The organism is Stenotrophomonas sp. FR024 (genome assembly GCF_047500745.2).
Classification (GTDB): domain Bacteria; phylum Pseudomonadota; class Gammaproteobacteria; order Xanthomonadales; family Xanthomonadaceae; genus Stenotrophomonas; species Stenotrophomonas maltophilia_A.
Map to the genome: position 1 here is coordinate 432648 of NZ_JAXAXM020000001.1, position 20802 is coordinate 453449.

Annotated in this window: 13 protein-coding genes, 1 tRNA gene and 1 other RNA gene; 5 read left to right on the forward strand and 10 right to left on the reverse strand. The window is 66.5% G+C overall.

From position 1 onward, the window contains the following. Positions 1-38 precede the first annotated feature (38 nt). On the reverse strand, positions 39-10919 hold the full coding sequence (locus ACMZ91_RS01915; RefSeq protein ID WP_414577760.1) for an autotransporter-associated beta strand repeat-containing protein: 10881 nt from the start codon (positions 10917-10919) through the stop codon (positions 39-41). A gap of 357 nt (positions 10920-11276) precedes the next feature. Then, positions 11277-11594 carry a DMT family transporter gene (locus ACMZ91_RS01920; protein ID WP_010483859.1) on the reverse strand — a complete coding sequence of 106 codons (318 nt, stop codon included), beginning with the start codon at positions 11592-11594 and terminating at the stop codon, positions 11277-11279. A 300-nt stretch (positions 11595-11894) separates the two neighbouring features. Between ACMZ91_RS01920 and ffs the strand changes: the two genes are divergently transcribed. Next, positions 11895-11991: signal recognition particle sRNA small type (gene ffs / locus ACMZ91_RS01925), an RNA gene on the forward strand. A gap of 78 nt (positions 11992-12069) precedes the next feature. On the opposite strand, the gene ACMZ91_RS01930 is transcribed toward ffs, so the two are convergent. From ACMZ91_RS01930 to ACMZ91_RS01940, 3 genes are read right to left on the reverse strand one after another with little or no spacing between them, the layout of a single operon-like run. Beyond that, positions 12070-12459 carry a nuclear transport factor 2 family protein gene (locus ACMZ91_RS01930; protein ID WP_049463324.1) on the reverse strand — a complete coding sequence of 130 codons (390 nt, stop codon included), beginning with the start codon at positions 12457-12459 and terminating at the stop codon, positions 12070-12072. Beyond that, the gene (locus tag ACMZ91_RS01935) at positions 12456-13223 is read right to left on the reverse strand and encodes an MBL fold metallo-hydrolase (RefSeq protein WP_049463323.1); all 768 of its coding nucleotides are present in this window, start codon (positions 13221-13223) and stop codon (positions 12456-12458) included. The genes ACMZ91_RS01930 and ACMZ91_RS01935 overlap by 4 nt, the downstream gene beginning before the upstream one ends. Beyond that, positions 13223-13972, reverse strand: coding sequence for a 3-deoxy-D-manno-octulosonic acid kinase (locus tag ACMZ91_RS01940; RefSeq protein ID WP_049400634.1), 750 nt, complete (start codon positions 13970-13972; stop codon positions 13223-13225). Before ACMZ91_RS01940 ends, ACMZ91_RS01935 begins: the two co-directional genes overlap by 1 nt. Positions 13973-13992: 20 nt before the next feature. Between ACMZ91_RS01940 and ACMZ91_RS01945 the strand changes: the two genes are divergently transcribed. Further along, the gene (locus ACMZ91_RS01945) at positions 13993-15039 is read left to right on the forward strand and encodes a glycosyltransferase family 9 protein (RefSeq protein WP_049463322.1); all 1047 of its coding nucleotides are present in this window, start codon (positions 13993-13995) and stop codon (positions 15037-15039) included. Between the two features lie 18 nt (positions 15040-15057). Here the strand turns inward: ACMZ91_RS01945 and ACMZ91_RS01950 are convergent, their stop codons facing one another. Next, positions 15058-15462, reverse strand: coding sequence for a DUF6165 family protein (locus ACMZ91_RS01950; RefSeq protein ID WP_046982834.1), 405 nt, complete (start codon positions 15460-15462; stop codon positions 15058-15060). 279 nt (positions 15463-15741) lie between these two features. After that, positions 15742-15832 (reverse strand) — tRNA-Ser (locus ACMZ91_RS01955). A 164-nt stretch (positions 15833-15996) separates the two neighbouring features. On the opposite strand from ACMZ91_RS01955, the gene ACMZ91_RS01960 reads away from it, so the two are divergent. Beyond that, a complete protein-coding gene (locus ACMZ91_RS01960) occupies positions 15997-16701 on the forward strand; it encodes a PP2C family protein-serine/threonine phosphatase (protein WP_032129328.1) in 705 nt (234 codons plus the stop codon). 69 nt (positions 16702-16770) lie between these two features. Here ACMZ91_RS01960 and dnaQ read toward each other — a convergent pair whose 3' ends face one another. From dnaQ to ACMZ91_RS01975, 3 genes are read right to left on the reverse strand one after another with little or no spacing between them, the layout of a single operon-like run. Next, positions 16771-17502 carry a DNA polymerase III subunit epsilon gene (dnaQ, locus tag ACMZ91_RS01965; protein WP_032129327.1) on the reverse strand — a complete coding sequence of 244 codons (732 nt, stop codon included), beginning with the start codon at positions 17500-17502 and terminating at the stop codon, positions 16771-16773. Positions 17503-17506: 4 nt separating this feature from the next. After that, positions 17507-17959, reverse strand: coding sequence for a ribonuclease HI (rnhA, locus tag ACMZ91_RS01970; protein WP_032129326.1), 453 nt, complete (start codon positions 17957-17959; stop codon positions 17507-17509). A 13-nt stretch (positions 17960-17972) separates the two neighbouring features. Continuing rightward, entirely contained in the window at positions 17973-18617 is a 645-nt protein-coding gene (locus tag ACMZ91_RS01975) for a class I SAM-dependent methyltransferase (protein WP_049463321.1), read from the reverse strand. Positions 18618-18628: 11 nt separating this feature from the next. On the opposite strand from ACMZ91_RS01975, the gene gloB reads away from it, so the two are divergent. Together gloB and ACMZ91_RS01985 are read left to right on the forward strand one after the other, a co-directional pair. Continuing rightward, a complete protein-coding gene (gloB, locus tag ACMZ91_RS01980; protein WP_049463320.1) occupies positions 18629-19393 on the forward strand; it encodes a hydroxyacylglutathione hydrolase in 765 nt (254 codons plus the stop codon). Then, the gene (locus tag ACMZ91_RS01985) at positions 19390-20589 is read left to right on the forward strand and encodes a lytic transglycosylase domain-containing protein (protein ID WP_049463741.1); all 1200 of its coding nucleotides are present in this window, start codon (positions 19390-19392) and stop codon (positions 20587-20589) included. Before gloB ends, ACMZ91_RS01985 begins: the two co-directional genes overlap by 4 nt. Positions 20590-20802 lie beyond the last annotated feature (213 nt).

Consider the following 20802-nt stretch of genomic DNA (forward strand, 5'->3'; position numbering starts at 1 on the left):
TCCACGCCCGCCGTGGTTCTACCGCTGGCCCGCTCCCCTCAGAAGCCCACTCGCAGGTTGATCTGCCCGCCGACGTCGCGGCGACCGTCGCCGTGCTGGCCCTGCACGAACATCGACAGCTGGCTGTTTCGGCCGAGCCCAACCGCCACGCCCAGCTGGCTGACCAGCGCGTTGCGTGCCATCACCGCGCTGTACACATCGAACGCATTGCCGCCGACCGCGAAGCGGTTGCGGCTGGCCACGTCGGTGTCACCCGAAGCATGCTGCCAGCCGAGGCCGACCGTCAGCTGTGCCGGGAAGCGCTCGCCGCTGCCCACGTCCCAGCGGCCCCGCACGCCCACGGTGCTGACATTGAGCGTGTCCTTGCCGCCTTCCAGCGCCAGCGCAGCAGTGCCGCCCTGCTCCACCGCGCGATCACTGTCGACCCAGTGCTTGGTGAACTGCACATACGGCTGCAGCTGGGTCCTGCCGTGGGTCCAGGTCCAGCTGCCTTCCACCTGGGCGATGGTCACATCCGAGTCCTGGCGGCTGTACAGGGTCTGGCCCAGCAGCGGCACCTCACGCGTGGTGCGCGTGCGGTAGTCGCCGCGCGACACGCTGCCACCGACCGCAAAGCCGTTGTTCCATTGACCCTGCGCATACAGGCCGAAGGTGTTGCCACGCAGGCGGGCGCGCGAGCTGCGATCGTACAGGCGCGTATCCAGCCGTTCGTTGCCGGCCGCTGCACCCAGCACCACGTGCTCGCCCAGCTGCCAGTCCACGCCGGCCATCAGCGCATTGCGGTTGGAGCGGATGTCGTCGCCGTTGCCATCACCATCCTGCCTGAACACCTTGCCGCTGCCGGCCAGCCAGGCCGAGGCACGCTCACCGCGCACGGTCGGCAGCTCACTGCCCAGACGCTGGCGGATACCCTCTTCCAGGTAATTGTCGTACAACAGCACCGCACGGCTGGCCGCATGCACTTCACCGGACAGCTGGTCGAAGGCCGCGCGCGCGGTACCCGCGTCATACATCAGCAGCGTGTTGTACAGGCCCAGCGCCGGACCACTCTGCGGCAGGCTGTCCAGCGCTGCGGCGGTGTTGTACTGGTTGCGCGTCTTCGCCGCCGTGGTGAAGGCTGCGGTCTGCGCCACATCGATCTGCAGATTGGCCGTGTTCGCCGTGTAGACCGGGGTGATGGTCAGGAAGGCCGACGGCGTCTTCGCCGAAGCGAACTGCCCGCTCACGCCACCGCCCGCATTGACCACGGTGTACTGCTGGCCCTGCTGGTAGCTGGTGCTCGGCGAGATGGTATTCACCTGCACGCTGCTGCCACCCACGTTGGCACTGCCACCCACCTGCACCGTGTCGCTGCCGGTGGCACCCAGATCGATGCCCAGCGTGCTGCCCGGCGACAAGGTCAGGTTGCCACCCACCGTGATCGTGCCGGTGCCATTGCCCGCACCGCTGCCATTGCCTGGGCCATTACCCGGCGACAGCACGCCGCCACTGGATACCGTCACGCCACCACCGGTACCCCCGATGGTGCCGGTGCCGGACAGCGTGGTACCGCTGCCGATGGTCCACTGGCCGCCGATGTTGCCGGTGACATTCAGGCCACCGCCGGTGACCTGGCCGGTGCCGCTGAAACCACCGCTGTTGCCGCCAAGGTTCAGGCCCCCCGGACCGGCCTGCACGATGCTGCCGTCACCGCTGATGCTGCCGCCCAGCGTGGTGCTGCCACCGGTGTTGATGATCAGCCCACCGTTGTTGGTGATGTTGCCGGTGATCGAGCCACTGGCGCCGCCATTGCCAACCTGCACCGTGCCACCGGCGTTGATGGTGGTGCCGCCGGTGTAGGTGTTGTTGCCGGTCAGGGTGATGGTGCCAGCGCCGGCCTGGGTCAGGCCACCGCTGCCGCTGATGGTGCCGCCAACGGTGGTATTGCCACCGACGTTGAACACCAGGCTGCCGTTGTTGCTGACGTTGCCGGCAATCGATCCGCTCGCGCCGCCGTTGCCGACCTGCAGCGTGCCGCCGGTGTTGATGGTGGTGCCGCCGGTGTAGGTGTTGTTGCCGCCCAGGATCAGCGTGCCGCTGCCGGCCTGGGTCAGGCCACCGCTGCCGCTGATGGCGCCGCCGACGGTGGTGTTGCCACCCACGTTGAAGATCAGGCTGCCGTTGTTGGTGACGCTGCCGCCAATCGCACCGGTCGCGCCGCCATTGCCCACCTGCAGGGTGCCACCGGCAGTGATGGTGGTCGGGCCGGTGTAGGTGTTGTTGCCGGTCACGGTCAGTGTGCCGCTGCCGGCCTGGGTCAGGCCACCGCTGCCGCTGATGGTGCCGCCCAGCGTGGTGTTGCCCGCGACGTTGGACACAAGCGTGCCGTTGTTGGTGATGTCGCCGACGATCGAGCCGGTCGCACCACCATTGCCCAGCTGCAGCGTGCCGCCGGCATTGATGGTGGTACCGCCGGTGTAGGTGTTGGTGCCGGTCAGCACCAGCGAGCCACTGCCCGCCTGGGTCAAGCCACCCGTACCACTGATGGTGCCGCCCAGCAGGGTGTTGCCCGCGACGTTGGAGATCAGCGAACCATTGTTGGTGATGTCGCCAGCGATCGAACCGGTCGCTCCACCATTGCCCACCTGCAGCGTGCCACCGGCAGTGATGATGGTGCCGCCGGTGTAGGTGTTGTTGCCGACCAGCGTCAGCACGCCGGCACCGGCCTGGGTCAGGCCACCACTGCCACTGATCGCGCCGCCGACCGTGGTGTTGCCCGCCACGTCGAACACCAGGCTGCCGTTGTTGGCGACGTTGCCGGTGATCGCACCGGTCGCACCGCCATTGCCGACCTGCAGCGTGCCACCGGCATTGATGGTGGTGCCGCCGGTATAGGTGTTGTTGCCGGTCAGAGTCAGCGTGCCAGCGCCGGCCTGGGTCAGGCCACCGCTGCCGCTGATGGTGCCGCCCAGCGTGGTGTTGCCCGCCACGTTGGACACCAGCGCGCCGTTGTTGGTGATGTCGCCGACGATCGCGCCAGTCGCACCACCGTTGCCCACCTGCAACGTGCCGCCGGCATTGATGGTGGTACCGCCGGTATAGGTGTTGTTGCCGGTCAGCACCAGCGTTCCGCTGCCAGCCTGGGTCAGGCCACCGCTACCGCTGACCACACCGCCCACGGTTGCGGTGCTGCCCAGGTTGTAGACCAGGCTGCCGTTGTTGGTGATGTCGCCCAGCACCGAACCGGAGCTGCCACCGTTGCCGAGCTGCAGCGTGCTGCCACCGTTGATGGTGGTGCCACCGGTATAGACGTTGTCGCCGCTCAGGGTCAGCGTGCCGGTGCCGCTCTGCACCAGGCCACCGGTGCCACTGAGCACACCGCCGAAGGTGGTGCTGCCGTTGTTGCCGCCGGTGGTCAGGGTCGCACCGCCCAGCACCACGCTGGATCCGGTTACGCCGGCCAGGCCTCCGATGCTCTGGTTGCCACCGGCACTGATGTCCAGCGTACCGGCACCGGCCAGGTTCACCGTGCTCGCACCCGACAGGCTGCCACCGGCCGCCACCGCCAGCGTGCCGCTGTTGATGGTGGTGTTACCGGTGTAGGTGCTGGCACCGCCCAGGGTGACCGTTGCTGCGCCATCCTTGAGCAGGCCGCCAGCGCCGCTGATCGGGCCGTTCAAGGTCAGCGCGTTGCTGCCGGCAAGGGTCAGCGTGCCACTGGCCAGCTGCACGGTATTGGCCAGCGTCAGCGCGCTGGTGCCGTCCAGGCTGGCATTGCCGCCCACGGTCAGCGTGCCGGTTCCCAGTGCATTGTTGTTACCCAAGGCAAGGCCACCGGCGTTGAGTGCCACGCCACCGCTGAAGGTATTGCTGCCGGTCAGGCCCTGGATGCCTGCACCATTCTTCACCAGGCCACCGGTACCGGTAATGTCACCAGCGAAGGTCGTGTTTCCTACGCCATTGAGGGTCAGCGTGCTGCCGCCGAGCGCAACCGTACTGCCGGTAACACCCGCCAGTGATCCGATGCTCTGCGCACCACCGGCAGAAATATCGAACGCTGTTCCGGCGTTGGCCAGTGTCACCGCGCCATTCGCTGCCAGACTTCCTCCGGCGCCAATCGCCAGCGTGCCCGCATTGATGGTGGTGCCACCAGTGAAGGTATTGGCACCGGTCAGGGTCTGGGTGCCGGTGCCTTCCTTGATCAGCCCACCGGTACCCCCCACCGAACCACTGAACGTGCCATTGACGGGACCACCAATGGTCAAGGTGTTGCCGCCCAGGTTCACCGTGCCGTTGCCGATCAGGGTACCGAACTGCTGCGTGCCGCTGCCCGCCGACAGATCGAAGGTCGCACCACTGGCCAGGTTGACGATGCCACTGGCATTCAAGCTCGCGCCGGCGCCCAATGCCAACGTACCGGCATTGATGAAGGTGCCACCGGTATAGGTATTGGCACCGTTCAAGGTCAGCGTTGCCGCGCCCTCCTTGGTCAGCGAGCCGGTGCCACTCAGGCTGCCGTTGAGGGTGAGGTTGTTGCTGCCGAGCACGGTCAGCCCGGCGTTGAGGACGAAGTTGTTGGCCAACGTCACCGCAGTGTTCGAATCGAGCGTACCGTTGCCACCCACCGTTACCGCCCCGGTGCCCAGCGCAGCATTGTTCCCGACCACCAGGCCACCGGCATTGAGCGTTACACCGCCACTGAAGGTGCTGGCGCCGTTGAGGGTCTGCACGCCTGCGCCGTTCTTGACGAGGCCACCATTGCCGGTGATCGCACCGTTGAACGTGCAGTCTACCGTGCCACCCAGGGTCAGCGCGCTGCCACCGAGTGCCACCGTGCTGCCGGCCACGCCGGCCAGCGAACCGATGCTCTGGTTGCCCGCAGAGATATCGAGGGTACCGGTACCTGCCAGGTTCACCGCGCCGGTCGACGCCAGGCTACCGCCGGCGCCGATCGCCAGCGTGCCGCTGTTGATGGTGGTGCCTCCGGTGTAGGTGTTCGCACCGGTCAGGGTCACGGTGGCCGCACCATTCTTGATCAGCCCACCGGTACCGGAAACCATGCCGCCCAGGGTCAGTGCATTGCTGCCCAGCAGGTTGAGGTTGGCACCTGATGCCAGCGTGATGTTGTTGGCCAGGTTGGCCGCGGTCGAAGCATCCAGCGTAGCGCTGGCCCCCACCGTCAGCGCACCGCTGCCGAGCGCGGCGCTGTTGCCGACCACCAGGCCACCGCCGTTGAGCGCCAGGCCGCCGTTGAACAGGTTGGCGCCGCCCAGCGTGAGGATGCCGGTGCCGTTCTTGACCAGGCCACCGGTGCCGGAAATCGCGCCGTCGAACACGCTGTTGCCGTTGCCGCCGAGGATCAGCGACTGCGCGCCCAGAGTGACCGTGGAGCCGGTCACCCCGGCCAACGAACCAATGGTCTGGCTGGCACCGGACGTCGAGATGTCGAAGCCGGTTCCCGCTGCGGTAAGTGTCACTGCACCGGTGGCCGCCAGGCTGCCGCCCGGACCGATCGCCAGTGTGCCGGCATTGATGAAGGTGCCGCCGGTGTAGGTGTTGGCACCGGTCAACGTCTCGATGCCCGCACCGACCTTGGTCAGGCTACCCGTACCTGCGATCGAGCCACTGAAGGTGCCATTGGTCGCCCCGCCGACTTCGATCGAATTGGCGCCCAGGTTGACCGTACCGTTGCCGACCAGGGTGCCGAACACCTGCGTGCCACTGCCGGCCGACAGATCCAGCGTCGCGCCGGTGGCGAGGTTCACGGTACCGCTCGCCGCCAGGCTGGCACCGGCACCCAGCGCCAGTGTGCCGGCGTTGATGTTGGTACCACCGGTATAGGAGTTGATACCGTTCAAGGTCAGCGTTGCGCCACCATCCTTGGTCAGGCTGCCGGTACCGGAAATCACCCCGTTGAGCGTCAGCGCATTGGTGCCCAGTACGGTCAGGCCTGCGTTAAGCGCGATGTTGTTGGTCAGTGCTGCCAGACCGGTGGTGTCCAGCGTGGCGGCCCCGCCGACGGTGAGCGCGCCAGAGCCCAGCGCCACGTCATTGCCGAGCACCAGCCCGCCTGCGTTGAGCGTCACGCCGCCGCCAAACGTGTTGGCACCGGACAACGTCTGCACGCCTGCACCCACTTTCACCAGGCCGCCGCCGCCACTGATCACGCCATCGAACGCAGCGTTCGTCGCTGTGCCGAAGGTCAGCGAGTTTCCGCCCAGGGCCAGTGTGCTTCCGCCCGCACCGTTGAGCGCGCCGATGGTCTGGCTGCTGCCGGCACCGGAGATATCGAAGCCAGCGCCTGCGCCCAGCATGACATCACCCGCCGCGGCAAGGCTGCCACCTGTTCCCAGTGCCAGCGTACCGGCGTTGATGGTGGTACCACCGGTATAGGTGTTGGCACCGGACAGCGTCAGCGTGGTGGCACCGTTCTTGATCAGGCTGCCGTTGCCATCGATCACACCCGACAGCGTCAGCGCATTGCTACCCGGCAATGTCAGTGCGACACCCGAGCCCAGCGTGACCGCATTGCCGAGCGTCGCTGCAGCACCCGCATCCAGCGTGGTGCTGGCATTCACCGCCAGCGTGCCGGAACCGAGTGCGCCGTTCGCGCCGACCACCAGGCCACCACCGTTCAAGGTCAGGCCGCCACCGAAGGTGTTGGTGTTGTTGAGCGTCAGCAGGCCTGCACCGTTCTTGATCAGGCTGCCGCTGCCGGCCACCACGCCTGCAAGGGTGAGATCGCTGCTGCCGCCCAGCGTCAGCTGCGTACCCCCACCGAAGTTCACGGCGTTGGCCAGGTTCAGTGCCGTCGTTCCGTCCAGGCTGACGTTGCCGCCGATGCCCAGCGTGCCCGTGCCCAGCGCCCCCGAATTCCCGAGGATCAGGCCACCTGCATCAAGCGCGACACCGCCACTGAAGGTATTGGCACCGGACAGCGTCTGCACGCCAGCACCGACCTTGATCAGCCCACCGCTGCCATCGATGACACCGGCAAAGCTGCCATTGCTGGCGCCACCGAAAGTAAGGGTCTGCGTGCCCAATGCCACATTGCCGCCTGCCACGCCGTTCAACGCGCCAATGGTCTGCCCGGCACCCGCTGCGGAGATGTCCAGCGTCGCGCCGGCACCGGCAAGATTCACTGCCCCGCCCGCCGCAAGACTGCCACCGGCACCCAGCGCGAGGGTGCCGGCGTTGACCGTGGCTCCTCCCAGGAAAGTATTGGTACCGGACAGCGTCAACGTCGAGGCGCCGTCCTTGATCAGGCCACCGGTACCACTCACCACACCGCTCAGAGTGAGATTGCTGCTGCCCGGCAGGGTCAGCGTATTGGCGCCCAGGTTCACTGCATTGACCAGCGAAACCGGGGCACTCGCATCCAGAGAAACATTGCCGCCGATGTTCAGTGCACCGGTACCCAACGCACCGTTGGCGCCGACCGACAGACCGCCCGCGTTCAGCGCCAGACCACCACTGAAGGTGTTGCTGTTGTTCAACGACAGCACGCCAGTGCCGGTCTTGATCAGGCCACCGGTGCCAGTGATCAGTCCGCCCAGAGCAACATTCTCATTGCTGGTCAGGCTCAGCTGCGCACCGGCATTGAGATCGATGGCATTGCCCAGGTTCAATGCCACCGTACTGCCCAGGGTCGCGTTCGCGCCCACGGCAAGCAGCCCGGTTCCCAGCGCGCCAGCGTTGCCCAGCATCAGGCCACCGCCGTTGAGCGTCAGCCCACCGGCGAAGTTGTTGGCGCCGTTGAGCGTGAGCGTGCTGGCGCCGTTCTTGACCAGGCCACCGGCTCCGGAAACCACCCCGCCAAGCGTGATCGCCTGCGAACCCGGCAGCGACAACACGGCCCCACTGCCCAGAGTGACATTGTTGACCAGGTTCAACGCCGTGCTGCCATCGAGCGATGCATTGCCACCCACGCTCAATGCGCCCGTCCCGAGTGCACCGCTGTTGCCCAGCAGCAGGCTGCCGGCATTGAGGTTCAGGCCGCCGCTGAAGGCATTGGTGCCGTTCAAGGTCAGCAGCGAGGCACCGTTCTTGGTCAGGCTGCCGGTGCCGGTGATGTTGCCGCCCAGGGTGAGGCTCTGGCTACCCGGCAGCGTCAGCACCGCGCCAAGGTTGATGGCATTGCCCAGATTCAGTGCTGCGGTTGCGTCGAGCGAGCCATTGCCGCTGACCGTCAACGCGCCGGTACCGAGTGCACTGCCGTTGCCCAGCAACAGGCCACCGGCCGCCAGGTTCAGGCCACCACTGAAGGTATTGGCGCCGCTGAGCGTCTGCGTGCCCGTTCCCTGCTTGACCAGGCCACCGGTACCGCCGATCACGCCGCCGAATGCCTGGTTGGTGGCATCACCGAAGGTGAGCGTGCTGCCGCCCAGCGAGAGGATGCTGCCTGCCGCACCGGACAGCGCACCGATGGTCTGGTTGCCGCCGAGCGAGATGTCCAGTTCGGCGCCGGCCCCCGCCAGGCTCACCGCCCCGGTGGCCGCCAGACTGCCGCCACTGGCCAGTGCCACCTTTCCTGCGTTTACGTTCAGACCGCCGGTGAATGCGTTGGCCCCACCCAGCGTGAGCGTGGAGGCGCCGTTCTTGACCAGGCTGCCGGTACCACCGATCACGCCGCCCAGCGTCAGCGCGTTGGAGCCCAGCACGTTGAGCGAACCACCCCCCCCCAGGTTGATGCCGTTGCCCACGGTCAGTGCCGAGCTGGCATCAAGCGTCACCGCGCCACCGACATTCAATGCGCCAGTTCCCAGCGCACCGCCGTTGCCGAGCACCAGTCCTCCAGCCGTGAGCGACAGCCCTCCACCAAACGTGTTGGCGTTGTTGAGGGTCAGGGTGGCCGCGCCGTTCTTGACCAGGCTGCCGGAGCCACCGATCACGCCATTGAAGGTCAATGCCTGGTTGCCGGACAGATTGAGAATGCTGCCCGCGCCCAGATTGACCGCGTTGGCGAGAGCGAGCGCCCCGGTGCCATCGAGAGACACGTTGCCGCCAACACTAAGTGTTCCAGTACCCAGCGCGCCTGCATTGCCCAGCAGCAGGCCACCGCCGTTGAGCGTGACGCCACCTGTGAAGGTATTGGCGCCCGACAGGGTCTGGGTACCCGTACCGACCTTGACCAGCGCGCCGCCGACACCGCCGATGACGCCGGAGAAGCTCGTGCTGGTGTTCAGGCCACCCAACGTGAGGCTGCGCGCGCCAAGGTTGAGCGCACCGGATCCGGCGAGTGAGCCGATGGTCTGGCTGGCCGCAACCGAGAGATCGAGGTTGGTACCTGCGCTCAGCGAGATCGCACTTGTCGGCGACAGGCTGCCACCGGCGCCCAATGCCAGCGCACCACCGGTGACCGCGAAGGAGCCCGTAAGCAGGTTGGCACCATTCAAGGTGAGGGTACCCGGACCCGCCTTGATCAGGTTGCCAGCGCCGGAGATCGAACCATTCAGGCCCAGCGCGTTGCTGCCCAGCAGGTTGAGCGTGCCGCCACCGTTGATGACGAGGTTGTTGCCCAGATTGAAGTTGGCCGAGGTATCCAGCGAAGCGTTGCCACCGACGGTCAGACTGCCGCTGCCGAGCGCACCGGCATTGCCGAGCACCAGGCCGCCAGCATTGAGGTTGACGCCACCGCTGAACAGGTTCGCACCGCCCAGGGTGACAATGCCGGTGTTGTTGACCGTCAGCCCACCGGTACCGGATAGCACGCCACTCAAACCGAAGCCTTGGGCACCGCCCAGGTTCAACCCGCCATTGAGGGTGAAATTGTTGCCCAGCGACAGGCCTGCACCACTGGCCGCGATCGAGCCGCCAGTGACGGTAAACAGGCCGGAACCGAATGCGGCGTTGTTGTTGAAGTTCACCACGCCACCACCGAGGGTGATCGCGCCCGTGCCCGACCACGGCCCCTGCAGGTTCCAGGTGCCACTGTTGACGGTGAGCTTCTGGAAGCCGATGTAGTTGGTCCAGCCGATGCTCGACGCAGGCCCGTTGTTACTGGCGTTGTCCTGCAGCACCAGGGTGTTGTTGGCGGCACCGGTGCCGATGCCTGCATCAACCGTGCCCGCCGCTGCGACCTTGACCCCGGTTACGCCGGCGAGCAGGCCTGCAGGTGCGCTACCGCCACCGGTAACCACGGTGGACCCTGCCACGGCAGTGAAGGTATTGCCGCCGGTGGAATCACCCAGATGCACACTGCCCGTGATCGTGCCCGCATTGGTGAACGTATTGCCTGTCGAAGCACCCAGGCCGACACGACCGGTGATGCTGCCACGGTTGGTCACGTTGGCCTGTGCTCCGCCATAGGTCACCACCGACGTCGCATCCGCAAGCTGCCCTATCCCCAGCAGCGACATTCCAATCGAACCATCATTGACCAGCGTGGTGGTCCCACCTGCGGCATTCTGCGCGGTGACCGCCTGGCCGCCGAAACCCAGCAAAGTGCCGATGTTGAAGATGCCCTTGATCTGGCCGCCAGTCTGGTTGTTGACCGTGATCGCGCTGCCACCGGCGGTGTTGTTGCCGACCACCAGGCCGGCCGCGGCCAGGCTGAGACCACCGGTCAGGAACGGATCGATCGTGCCGGCGTTGTTGACCGTGGTGTTGCTGCCGCTCAACGTCACCGCATTGCCGCCCAACAGCAGAGGCACGCTGAACACCGCGCCATTGGCGATGTTCAACGTCAGGCCGCTGGTCGGGTTGACGTAGTTGTTGATGTTGGTGGAGCTGTCGCAGTTGACGGTCGTGGTGCCAGTGCACGCTGCGAAGGCCGAACCACTGGCCAGCGTGGCAGCCAATGCCACCACCAACTGGTGCGCCCGCAATCGCGGCACCCGCCCTGCGCAGACCGCGCTTCCGCCGGGATTCTGGGTGACCTCCGAAGCAACCTGCATTACGCCGAGGGCGCGATTGAAAACCAGACGGTAAATGCGGTTCATCGGTAAATCTCCATGAAAAGACCGGATGGCACTGCAGGCAGGTTTTTTGAAGACAATGCGGCCCACCCCGGCTCCCGACACGGGAACAAGGCCTGGCGTCATTAACTTCTGAAAATCTTCACATCTTCACGCGACCGCACCTGGAAAAGGCAGGTCAACGTGTCCGTCAAGGCGAAAACTCCCCGATTTCGCATGACGAATGGCGGCACTGTGCGGCCGATGGCGCCAGCGGCATGTGAATCACGCTCGTTATTTTCATGACGCACGTCAAATAAAACGGGAGGACAAAATGGTTTTGCCGAAAATGCATATACCTGCAGCAGGCGGAGATTCCTTTCTCCGCCCAACTAAATGCATTCAGCTGCTCGAGAGTTTCATCAGCACCAGGCCGGAAACGATCAGCACCGCCGCACCGATCCGCATCGGGCTGACCTGCTCACCGAGGAAGACGATGCCGACCACGAACGCACCGACCGCGCCGATGCCGGTCCAGATCGTGTAGGCGGTGCCCAGCGGCAGGCTGCGCATGGCCACCGCCAGCAGCCAGAAGCTGGCGATCATGCCGATGATGGTGACCACGGTAGGGGTGAGCTTGGTGAAGCCTTCGGACTGCTTCATGGACACGGCCCAGACGATTTCCAGCAGGCCGGCGAACAACAGATAGATCCAGGCCATGACAGCCCTCCTCTTGGTAGGGCCAGGCCGTCCTGGTCATTGATTCCCGATGCGGGGGAGGTCGTTCCTCCTGGCCGGCATTCTAGCAACGCCGGTCGGCGCGGGGCGTTGCCGGCAGACGCGGGTTACAGCCGATTCAGTGCACGAAGCTGGCGTCGATGTACCTGCCTGCGCTATAGTTGCCGTCTGCCATCGGCCAGCCGATGTGCAGTCCGGCTGTGGTCTCCGGCGCATCGCGCGCTGCTTCCCCTGATCCGTGAACCGGCCGCCCACTGGGCGGCCAACGTCTCTATGGTGGCCCCGTCGGCCCCTCGCGACGCTAGGTCGAAAATCCCGCCAGGGCCGGAAGGCAGCAACGGTATCGATCGACGCGGGCGCCGAGGTCAGCCGGCGGGGCCATCGCCTTTTCGGGCGTGGCCCCACTTCTGGTAGCTGCCAATCTTGGTTGGCGCTTTTCGCCGGGCATGGCCCGGCGCTACCGCGCCTCAGGCGTGCCCTGGTGAAACACCACCCTCCATTCCTGCGCATGCCGTCGCCACAGCGAACTGCGCAACACCCAGCCCTGGGCCTGGCCATCAACGTGATAGCGGCTGCGGTAGCGCACCTGGGCCAGATCCTCGGCCAACAGCCACACCGCGTACTGTTCCGATTCGATCAGCACCTGAGCGCGCTCCAGCGGGATCTCCTGCAACGCCGCATCACGGCCGTAGCATCGCCCGGAACTGCCGATCTCGCTGAAATCCTCGTCCAGAAGTGCCGCCAGTTGCTCGCGATCGGCCCGCACCTGCGGCGCATGCAGCGCGCGTTCCAGCGCCTCCAGCTCGGCAGCCAGCGCCGTGTCGGCGGGCTGGCCAGCACCGCTCACGGCGGATCCTGCACCAGCACGTGCGCTGCAGTGGGGTTGGCCAGCGGCACGCACTGCCCCGGCTGCGCCACACGGTGCCCCCGCGCGGCCAGCGCCTGGCCGTCGGCCGCGCTCGCATAGTGGTAGAGCATCATCCGCGCCTGCAGTTCGGCGCTGTACTCGCGCTCCAGGTCGTCCACGCCGGTGTGCGACGGGTTGCCGTGCAGGCCGCAGTCGTGCGCGATCAGTTCATTGTCGTTGGCGAAGCGGGCCAGCATCTCCGGAATCGGCCGGGTATCGCCGCTCCAGGTCAGCGCGCCCTGCAGACGCAGGCCATAGGCCGTCTCCGGCCAGTGGTGGCGCACCGGGAACACTTCCAGGCGCACGCCCTCGTGCCAGAACGCCTCGCCCACCACGACCAGCTGGAACGCATCCCAGAAGTTGGCACCGCCCTCGGCCAGCACATTCGGATAATCACCGATGCGCTTGTGCAGCAGCGGCACCACCGTGGCGGGCACGTACAGGCGCACCTTGCCGCGCCGGTGCACGTTGAAGAAGGTATCGACGAACAGGCGCTCGAAGCCCGCTACGTGGTCCAGGTGCACATGGGTGACGAACAACGCCTGCGGCATGTGGCCGTAGTGCGCCTTGAACGCGGTCAGGCCTTCGCCGCCACAGTCGATGGTCAGCCACGGCCGACCGTCCCGTTCGATCACCGACATCGGCGACCCCAGCTCGACCGCCGACGCATTGCCGACGCCGAGGAAACGCAACGACCAGTCCATCAGGTGCCCCGGTTCCAGGCCATGTCGTAGGCGCGGCGCAGCCGCGCGTAATCCTTCTGCACGTCTTCCATGCTGCGCTCGCCGCGCAGCTTGATCAGCGAGCGCAGCAGGCGCTTGAGATTGCGTTCGCGCCAGGCGGTCGCCGGGATGCGGATCACCCCGCGGTCGAAGTCGATCAACCAGCCGTGGCCATTGCCGTCGAACAGGATGTTGTGCGCATTGAGGTCGGCATGGTCCAGGCCGGCACGATGGAAGCGGGCAATCAGCCGCCCGGTCTCCTCCCACGGTGCGCCCCGCCCCGCGACCAGCGCGCGGTCGGCCAGCGAACGGACACCCTCGATCCGCTCCATCAGGATCGCAGCCCGGTAGCGCAGGCCCTCGCGCATGTAGAACGCCGCCAGTGGCCGGGGCACCGGCAGCTTTTTCTCGCGCAGCGCGCGCATCAGCCGGAATTCGGCGAAGCTGCGCGTCCGGTCCGCGCCGCGCCAGAGGTACTGATCATGGCTGATCTTCGCCGCCAGGCCACCGCGCAGGTAGTGGCGCAGCACGCTGGCGCCGAACGGCGCATCGACGAACCAGGCGCTGCCACGACCGCCCTCGCCCACCGGCCGAGCCCTGCTGCCCCAGTGCTGGGGCGAGAACAGGCCGATCTCGGCTTGCCGCAGCCGCTCGCGGTCGAACAGAATGGCCCCGATGCCGCGACCCTCGCGGCATGGCGTCAGCGCTTCATTGGCGTCGAATGCGACCATTTCATTGAGTCTAACAACACATGGCATCAGCGTCCTCCTCCTTGTGCCTCCTGCGCCTGTCCGCACTTGGCGATGTCACCCACGTGGTGCCCCTGGTGCGCACCCTGCAGGCTGCGCGCCCGGATACGCCGATCCACTGGATCATCGACAAGGCCGGCCACAAGCTGCTCGACGGCCTGCCCGGTGTCACCTTCCATGCCTACGACAAGAAGAGCGGCATGGCCGGGGTCAAGGAACTGCGCAGGCAGCTGCCGCCGGGGCGCTTCGAAGCGCTGTTGCAGATGCAGGTGGCGTTCCGCGCCAACCTGCTGTCGGCCTTCATTCCCGCAGAGCGTCGCATCGGCTATGACCGCAGCCGCTCGAAGGACCTGCATGGTCTCTTCATCAACGAACGCATCCCCGACCGCCCCGGCATCCATGTGCTGGATGCCATCGGCAGTTTCTGTGAACCCCTTGGCCTGCGCCAGACCGAGGTCAGCTGGAACCTGGCGGTGCCACAGTCCGCGTATGAGTGGGCTGCCGCGCAATGGCAGGACGATGGCCGCCCGGTGTTGATGATCTCGCCCTGTTCCAGCCACGTGCGCCGCAACTGGTATGCAGACCGCTACGCCGCCGTGGCCAACCACGCCGCACAGCGCGGTTGGCAGGTGGTGCTGTGCGGAGGCCGCAGCGAACTGGAGCGCAGCATGGCCGATGCCATCCAGGCGCAGCTGCACACACCGGCGCTTGACCTGGTCGGCAAGGACACCTTGAAGCAGCTGCCGGCGCTGCTGGCCCGCGCCAATCTGGTGATGACCCCGGACTCGGGCCCGATGCACATCGCCAACGCGATGGGCGCCAAGGTACTGGGCCTGCACGCGGCCAGCAACCCGAACCGCAGCGGTCCCTATTCCGACCGCCGCTACTGCGTGGACCGCTACGACGATGCCGCGCGCAAGTACCTGGCCAAGCAGGCCTCGGATCTGAAGTGGGGCACCAAGATCGAGTTCGACGATGTGATGGAACTGATCACCGTGGAAGACGGTATCGCTGCGTTCGAACGCTACGTCGCCGACCACCTGGGGTGAGCAGCAGGCTGCCCCGGATTACGCGCGCTGCGCGTAATCCTGGTAGGACTTCTCTTCCACGTACGCCGAACCCAGCGCCAGGTTGATCGCCTTCTTGATGCGCGCGCGTTCGTCATTGCGCAGGTAGACGCTGCGCGCCAGGTCGATGAAACCCTGGTCGAACGCCTGCGCCTTCTCTTTCAGGCGGATGTCGTCCTCGATGTCCCACAGCTGCTCGTTGACCGCCTTCAGCTCGGCACGCAGCTTGGCGATGTCCTTCACCGCCGCCGGGTGTGCCATCCAGGTCTGCTCCAGCGCCGACAGTTCTTTGCGCACATTGGCCAGCTTGCCCTCGTCACTGATGCGCTCGGACTTGATCTGCAGGATCGAGATCTTGTCCAGCAGCTCGCCGAAAGAAACGGGGACGAGGATTTCAGCGGTCATGGGAAAAAGCTCCAACAGGTGAGGCAGGCAGTTTAACCCGCAGCTCGCGATGGAATGGGCAGATCCACGCCATGCGTGGATGAGCCTGCCAGCAGGAACAGCATCCACGCATGGCGTGGATCTACTGATGCACCTGCCCCGACAGGGGCGGGGAGAGGCCGGCAAAGGAAGGGGCCCACAGGTTGCGCAGCAACGTGTGGGGCGACGCGCAGAGCGCGGCGCGTCCCGCGCCAGATTAAAGAAAAAGGGCTGCCTTTCGGCAGCCCTTTTTCTTTAATCTGGCGGAGAGGGGGGGATTCGAACCCCCGAGGCGCTATAAACGCCTGCCTGATTTCGAGTCAGGTACATTCAACCACTCTGCCACCTCTCCGGGTGGTCCCCGGCGGACCGGGGACGCGCATCATACGAGGAAGTGAGGCCAACGACAAGTCATTCCGGCCAACGAAGTGAAAATTTCCTGAGCGCACGCCTTGCCGGATGCGCGCAGCCACCCGATGATGCCTGTCTCCCCAGCAACACCCCGCCCCAGCGCCCATGATCGAATTCGGACACCTCACCCACCCCGGCATGCGCCGCGAGCTCAACGAGGACACCTACTACGGTGACAGTGAGCTGGCCCTGTGGCTGGTGGCCGACGGCATGGGCGGGCACGCCTGCGGTGAAGTGGCCAGCGCGCTGGCGCGCGAGACCATCGTGCGCGAGATCCGCCGCGGCGCACCGCTGGCGCAGGCCATCCGCACCGCCGACGAAGAGATCATCCGCGCCTCGCGCCGGCGCAACGACACGTTGCCGATGGGCACTACCGTGGTCGCCGCACGGGTACAGGGCAACCGCTATGAAGTGGCGTGGGTCGGCGACAGCCGTGCCTACCTGTGGCGCGACGGACAGCTGGCCCAGCTCAGCCAGGACCACAGCGTGGTGCAGGAGCTGGTCGCGCAGGGCAACCTGACCGCCGAACAGGCGCGTGCGCATCCGCACCGCAACGTGGTCACCCAGGCGCTGGGCGTGACCGATCCGGCGCATCTGAACGTGGCCACCACCAGCGGCGAACTGCGTCCGGGCATGCAGCTGCTGCTGTGCAGTGACGGCCTGACCGAAGAAGTGGACGACCGCAGCATCGCGCGCACCCTCGCCTTCGAGGATGCCAGCGCACAGGAATGCGTGGACACGCTGGTCGCCGCCGCGCTCGATGGCGGCGGCCGCGACAACATCAGCGTGATCCTGGTGCGCTGCCACTAACCGGTAGATCCACGCCATGCGTGGATGCGACGCTGCCGGCCAGCGGCCGGCACTACTCCACTCCAGGCATTACGCGCTGGCGGGCTCTTCCACCTTCGGGCCATCCCACAGCGCGTGGCCAGCCTTCTTGCGCAGCCGCTCCAGTCGCGCCGCATGCGCTTCCAGCTCCGACGGCGTGGCCACCACGCGCGGGCGCGGCAGCAGCTTGCTGGTATCGAAGGCCTGCAGCGCCGCACCGGCAGCGCCGCCATCGTCATCGCCCAGACCGAAGCCGATTTCTTCCTGGCCCGAGGTCAGCGCGATATAGACGTCGCCCAGGATCTGCGCATCGAGCAGGCCGCCATGCAGCGCACGGTGCGAGTTGTCCACGCCCAGCCGCTTGCACAGCGCATCCAGCGAATTGCGCTGGCCCGGGAAGCGCTCGCGCGCCATCACCAGGGTATCGATCACGGTGCAGCGGTCGGTGATCTTCCCGTACTGTGGCCCCAGCAGCGACAGCTCGTTGTCGAGGAAGCCGAGGTCGAACGCCGCGTTGTGGATGATCAGCTCGGCGCCATCGATGAAGGCCAGGAACTCGTCGGCGATCTGCGCGAAGTCCGGCTTGTCATCGAGGAACTCCAGGGTCAGGCCGGTGACTTCCTGCGCGCCCTGTTCGAACTCGCAGTCCGGCTTGATGTACTGGTGATAGTTGTTGCCGGTCGGGCGGCGCTTGAACAGCTCCACGCAGCCGATTTCGACGATGCGGTTGCCCTTCTTCCACTCCAGGCCGGTGGTTTCGGTATCGAGGATGATCTGACGCATGGGCTCAGTTTACCGGGCTGGCGTCGCGGATCTGGATCGCCGCGTTGCGGGCCAGCGTATCCACCCGCTCATTGTCCGGGTCGCCGGAGTGACCCTTCACCCAGCGCCAATCGATCTGATGCCGCAGCGTGGCCGCCTGCAGGCGCTCCCACAGCTCGCGGTTCTTTACCGGATCGCCGCCAGCGGTCTTCCAGTTCTTGCGGATCCAGCCCGGCATCCACTGGGTCAGACCCTGCCGCACATACTGCGAATCGGTATAGAGCACGATGTTGCACGGCTCGGTCAGCGACTCCAGCCCGGAAATGGCCGCCATCAGCTCCATCCGGTTGTTGGTGGTGTGCGCCTCGCCACCGCTCAGTTCGCGCTCGTGGCCCTTGTAGCGCAGCAGCGCAGCCCAGCCGCCGGGGCCGGGATTGCCAAGGCAGGAACCGTCGGTGTGGATTTCGATGGTTTTCAATACAACTCCAGAATCAGGTAGCTACGGTGCCGTGCCAGCGCACCGGCAGCGGTTTCGGCCCAGGCAGGGCCAGCGTGCGTTTTTCCGCATGGAACAGGCAGGCCGCGCGCAGCGGTGCCCAACCTCCGGGACGACGGCTGCCCGCACCGCGCCAGAGCGGGCCCAGGTAACGCATATCGTTGCATTCCAGCCCATGACGGCCGAGCAGCAGGCGGATCCGCTGCGGCGTGCGCACCACCAGCCCATGCTGGCGCCAGCGCGTGCGATACGGACTGAACGGATTGAGGCTGCTCAGCCACAAATGGCCGCCCGGCATCAATACGCGCTCGCACTCGTCGAGCAGCAGGTCGGCATCGCCGGTGGTGACATGCTGCAGCACGATCGCATTGACGCTTTCATTGGCCAGCGGCAGCGGCAGCGCACAACGGGTGTCGCCGGCATAGCCCTGCCCCTGCCGGAACAGGCGCAGACCGCGTCCGCCCAACTGTGCATCGTCCAGCCAGGCCGCACTTGGTGCGATCCACAGCCAGGGCTGCGCCGGCAGCACCGACAGCTGCGGCAGCAGCAATTGCCGCTCCAGCACACGCAAGGCCTCCGCCGGTTCGCTGTCGAACCACGGGGTCTGGCTCGCTTGACGGGTGCTCTGCAGCGCGGGCATGGTCCAATTCTATGCGACTGACTGCCCTGCCCGCATTTGCGGATAACTACATCTGGACGCTGATCGACAACGAGGGCGCTGCCGTGGTCGTCGACCCCGGCGATGCCGCGCCAGTGCTCGCACTGGCCGATCAGGGCATGCGCGTGGACACGATCCTGCTCACCCATCACCACGACGACCACATCGGTGGCGTGCCGGCATTGCAGGCGCGTTTCCCCGGCGTACGGGTCATCGCGCCGGTCGAGGAACGCATTCCCACGGCCACCGAGCGGGTCGGCGAAGGTGAACGCGTTCAGGCACTGGGCCGGACGTTCCACGTACTATCCGTGCCCGGGCATACCCGCAGCCACATCGCGTTTCACACTGCTGAACATCTTTTCAGCGGAGATTCGTTGTTCAGCCTGGGCTGTGGACGCCTGTTCGAAGGTACGCCGTCCCAGCTGCTGGCGTCGATGCGCAAGCTGGGTGCCCTGCCCGCGCAACTGCTGCTTTGTTGCGCTCATGAGTACACCGTGTCAAATGCCGTCTTCGCGCGGCATGTCGACCCCGCCAACGCTGCCTTGTGGCAGCGCCAAGAGGAGGCTTTGGCCATGCGCCGCGATGACCGTTCCACCCTGCCGGTAACCCTGGCCAACGAATTCGACTGCAATCCCTTCCTGCGTGTGCACGCTGCACCGATCCGTGCGTCGGTGTCGGCACACCTGGGCCGTGACGTCGTGGACGACGTCGACGTGATGGCCGGTCTCCGGCATTGGAAAGACGGCTTCCGCGCATGATGCGCCGAAGTCTGCCGCTGGCCCTGGGCCTTGCCCTGGGGCTGGCCGGAACCGCGGGCGCACAGTCGCTGGGCGCCGGCATCAGCCAGAACCTGACCGCCGCTGCGGCGCTGCCGCTGGATCCGTCCGCGCTGCCTGCGCCCTCGGTGCGCAATGGCCAGGAGATCTTCACCAGCTTCCGCGACGGCCTGGCCGAGCCCAGCTGCGATGCCGAGGCTACCAGCCCGCGCTGGCAGAAGCAGTTCGCCCACGCCCCCTCGCGCCTGGCCAACCAGGATGACGATGCGCTGGTGCTGTTCGGCTATGTGGTCGAAGAGCTGCGCAAGGCGAACCTGCCCACCGAATTCGCGCTGATCCCATTCGTGGAAAGCGGCTATCGGCCCAATGCCCGCAACGGCAGCGGCCCGACCGGCCTGTGGCAGTTCATCGCCACCACGGCGCGCAACCACCGCGTACCCATGGCCAACGGCTACGACGGCCGCCTGTCGGCGGTTGATTCCACCCAGGCCGCGGTGCGCTACCTGAAAACCCTGCACGGCATGTTCGGCGGCGACTGGCGACTGGCCACCATGGCCTACAACGCCGGCGAGTACCGGGTGCTGCAGTCCATGCGCAAGGCCGGCATGAACGCGCAGAATGCCAAGCCGGCAGCCCTGCCGGGGCTGTCGCCGGTTACCCATGCCTATGTCGAGAAGCTGCATGCCCTGGCCTGCGTGCTGGAAGACGTGGAGGACCAGCCTCGCGTGATGGCCTCGCTGGACCGCACCGTGCCGGTGTTGAAGGACCACACCCTGCCGGCCGGCACCAGCGTCCAGCAGTGGGCCGCACAGCGCGCCCTGGACCCCGCCAGGATCGCCCGCCTCAACCCGGCCCTGGCCGCCGGCAACCGCGCCTCCGGAACCACTCGGGTCCTGGCCCCGGTCTCGGCCGCCAATGCGACGGTGACGGAAGCCGCGACCACGCTGGTGGCCAGCACCGCACCGGTTGCCACGACCACACCGACGCCGCAGATGGCCAAGACCGTGGCCGCGATCGCCGACCGCCCGCGCAGCCGCCGCCACACCGTGCGTGATGGCGAGTCGGCCTGGACCATCGCCCGCCGCTACGGCATGCCGGTAAAGGCCCTGCTGTCGCTGAACGGCCTGAGTGGCAGCAGCGTGCTGAAGCCCGGCGCAGTGCTGCGCGTCGAGGACTGACGCGCTCCAACCCCGCTGTATCTGCTCTTTGTAGAGTCGAGCGATGCTCGACTGCATCTGCACGACTCTACAAAAGGCGGTCGAGCAAGCTCGACCACTACCAAAGCTCAAGCGCGCCACAGACGACGCGAAGGTGACTCGTCCTGCCATAGGTTGACACCGATGGGTGGATGGTCCGGCCGCCGTCAGGCGGCCAAAGACGCCCGATGCATC